The organism is Candidatus Jordarchaeum sp., assembly GCF_052745115.1.
Window position 1 is genome coordinate 1 of record NZ_JBRAKS010000403.1, and the last position, 3310, is coordinate 3310.

Genomic DNA, 3310 nt, shown 5'->3' on the forward strand with positions numbered 1-3310 from the left:
AGAGGAAGAAGAGGAAGAAGAGGAAGAAGAGGAAGAAGAGGAAGAAGAGGAAGACTACCCTGTAGAAGAGTTAGGACGGAAAAAATATTGTTTCTATTGTGGTGCTGAAGCGCCTGATGGGGCTAATTACTGTGTGCAGTGTGGAAGAGAATTTTAATTTTTTAACAATTTTGAAGAAATTCCTTTTTATTTTCAATAAATTATCGAGTTTATTTTTTACTTTTTTATAGAGCTTTATAGCGAATCTTAGCTTTGACTTCTTTGGTTTGATTTTCCATGGTAAGGGAGCTTACCAGATATAAAGTGTTTAAGAGATCTATTTCTTCTCGTGTTTCAAGCTGGTTTAGCAGTTCTTCTGGGTCAGTGGGATTTTTTTCCTCACCAAACATGGAAAAGAAGAGTTGGGATATTTTATCCAAATCGATATCTTTTGCTCCATTATTCTTTTTTGCTATTTCAAAATATTTTTCAACCACATGTGTGAAATCGATTTCAATACGGTTCCGTGTTTCCCTAACCGGGATTTTTGCGAATATATTAAAGTTATTTAGTAAACATAGCGGAACCCCGTGCTTTTCCATTACTAGAGTTCCAATTTCGAATGGTGACAGTGGGATATTATATGCAGTTGAAATTTTGTTTTTTTTCAAGAATTCTAATTTTTTCAAATTTTTCATTTCCTTAGTGGAACACTGACGGGATCGGGTGATAGTGTCTATGGTCATGGTTATGCTTTCTATGCCTAGGGTTTCAGTAATAAGCTTACAAATTTGAATACAGGCTAATGCCGCCTCAAACTCCAACTGATTCACAGAATCCTCAAAGGATAATTTACACTCTTCCTTACTGATTTCACAATTCGAAATCTTGTGAAAAAGACCATAGGCCTTGGATATCAGGAAATCTAAACCTTCTTTCTCAGCCCGCTTTTTATAAAACTGAAACAGCTCAAACAAATCAAACAACAAAGAATCGGAATCAATATAATGGGGAATATTTAGAGTTGTTTTTTTACCGTAAACTATCTCGAATTGCCCATCCCCCTTATCCAAATCAATATCTAAAACCATGTCTAAGGTTTTGCTATTAAAACCAGCCTTAAAAGGCAACCTTTTTTTAATTTTTAACTCTAGGACATCACTTAAATTTCTATATCCCTCAATCATATTTTCTCCATTTTTGAACCGCTCATAATGATAATCAGTACACTGTAAAATCTCATATTTTTCATCCGGCAGTTTTTCACGGCCATTCAAGAACACGTATTTTTCCCCTACTTTTTCAACCCGTTTCTTTATTTGAAGTAACAATAATATACGTAAGAGTCTTTCAGATTCAAGCTCAGATTCTTCAAGTAAATCATTCCAACTAATCTCCCCTTTCGACTTCAATATCAGGTAAACCGTAATAATGTCCTTATCCATTTAAATCTGCACCTCTCTCAAACCAAATATTTCCTCGACTACCGCTTGAGCTAGAATTAATAAAAAGAAGAATGCATTTCGGGGTTCCATCAAACACGGTTGAAAAAAGAGTGTCATTGATTCTTGAAGGAACCCAAATCATTCACGACCACCAAGTTAATAGAAAACACTATAACCTTAAAAGAATTTTGACACAATAATGCCTATTTTTCGGAATCAATATCAATTAGTAGAAGTTATCTAAAAAATTGTTCCAAGTATAACAAAAAGTGGAGAAAACTATTTTTTGGGAATAATCAATTTCCCCAATTCTCTAGGATATTTTGTAAGCAATTCGTAGCCATCCTTTTTAACAAGCACAGTGTCCGAGTGTCGGAAGCCACCATAGCCCTGAATGTAAACTCCGGGTTCAATGCTGATAATCATGTTTTCCCTCAAGGGCTTATCGTATCCCTCAGCTATCCAAGGAGCCTCGTGGGTGCCGATTCCTATACCATGACCTGTGCGATGAAGTAAATATTCTTTATAACCCTTCTCTATTAGAAAATTCTTCGCTGCCAGATCCACTTCCGAGCACAAGGCACCCTCTCTCACCGTTTCCAGGGCTCTTTCTCTAGCCTCCATGACGTCATCAAAGATTTTTTTAGATTTCTCCTCTACACTTGTTGCAAAAAAGGTTCTTTCGCACTCCCCAGAATAACCATCTGACTGCACAGTAGCCAAGGCCACATTGGGAACTCCCTCCTTTATCACATCAAAGGGGCCCGGTGCCCGGTGAGGCATTGCGGATATTGGTGCGGGCCAAACAGCTGCTGTGCTTCCAGTAACCATCAAATTTGCGGTCGGTATCTTACCCAGCACTTTCAAGTAAACCTCGGTACTCACATTAGCTATGGCCATGAGAGCAATAACTCCCTCGGCAGAATTTCCCACTAAAACCTCCACAGCCCTGTCCGCCACCTCAGAAGCAAAAGCTATCTTTTCAATCTCCTTCTTGGATTTAACCAGTCTTAAATCCTCCACCAGATCCTTTGCCACAACCTCTGGCAAATACCTCAAATAATTTAAGGGCAGACTGGACTCCACACCCAAACTCTTATAGTCTTTCACTAAATCTTGAAGAACGTTGAACCAATTTTCTCCCTCCCTGGCTGGAAACTCCCAGTAGGCATTCACTTCTCCTACACCTGCGATGTCACGGGCATGGGCCTCCTCCAGTTTCGGAACCATTAGAGTGGGGGAATCACTTCTGGGAACTATCAGGAAAAACGGTCTCTCAAAGGGACGATAAGCAAGACCAGTTAGATAGTAGAAGTTTTCCCCATTACCCACAAGATAAGCATCCAAGTTTTCCTGCTCCAATTTCGCCTGAAGATTCTTAATCCTTTTAGAAAATTCCTCCTTTGATACCTCCAAACATATCACCCTTCTCTTATGATTACTCCGAGAAACAAACTAAATAATGCACGCATACATATAAAAGCTATCCTAACTAGAAGATATCTTTTATTTTGATAGTTTTCTCGGAAAAGGATAAATAACGAGATAGCTTTCTTCACTAGTATTCTTTTTAATAGGTGAATCCGGTGAGGAGCAATGGACGCTGAAAGGAAAGGTTTCCTTTTCGCATTATCTGATATTTTTTTAGCGGGACTATTTCCGGTGATAACTAAATACGGTGTGGGTTTCATAAACCCGGTGTTTTTCGCTGCGATAAGTGCCCTCATTGGAGCCGGATTCATGCTCATAGTGTTAAAATTTAGGAGAGAACTAAAAAAAGTGTTTTCACGGGAGATCATATTAAGCCTTTTTTTGATAGGATTTTTTGGAACATTCTGTACTTCAATTTTGTTCTTCTTTGGTTCCACTATGACTAGTGGAATAAA

Annotated in this window: 4 protein-coding genes; 2 read left to right on the top strand and 2 right to left on the bottom strand. The window is 38.4% G+C overall.

Annotation, left to right across the window (positions count from 1 at the left end):
* A partial coding sequence (locus ACUVXA_RS18535; protein WP_445872775.1) for a zinc-ribbon domain-containing protein occupies positions 1–157 on the top strand: 157 nt, incomplete at its 5' end.
* A 67-nt stretch (positions 158–224) separates the two neighbouring features.
* On the opposite strand, the gene ACUVXA_RS18540 is transcribed toward ACUVXA_RS18535, so the two are convergent.
* Both ACUVXA_RS18540 and ACUVXA_RS18545 read right to left on the bottom strand, forming a co-directional pair.
* Positions 225–1424, bottom strand: a complete 1200-nt coding sequence (locus ACUVXA_RS18540) for a hypothetical protein (protein ID WP_445872772.1) — start codon at positions 1422–1424, stop codon at positions 225–227.
* 279 nt (positions 1425–1703) lie between these two features.
* On the bottom strand, positions 1704–2840 hold the full coding sequence (locus tag ACUVXA_RS18545; protein ID WP_445872773.1) for a M24 family metallopeptidase: 1137 nt from the start codon (positions 2838–2840) through the stop codon (positions 1704–1706).
* 180 nt (positions 2841–3020) lie between these two features.
* Between ACUVXA_RS18545 and ACUVXA_RS18550 the strand changes: the two genes are divergently transcribed.
* On the top strand, positions 3021–3310 hold a 290-nt coding region (locus tag ACUVXA_RS18550; RefSeq protein ID WP_445872774.1), incomplete at its 3' end, for an EamA family transporter.

Excerpts from the sequence above, each read along its gene's own strand:
- ACUVXA_RS18540 (WP_445872772.1), bottom strand. The coding sequence starts at position 1,424 with ATGGATAAGGACATTATTACGGTTTACCTGATATTGAAGTCGAAAGGG.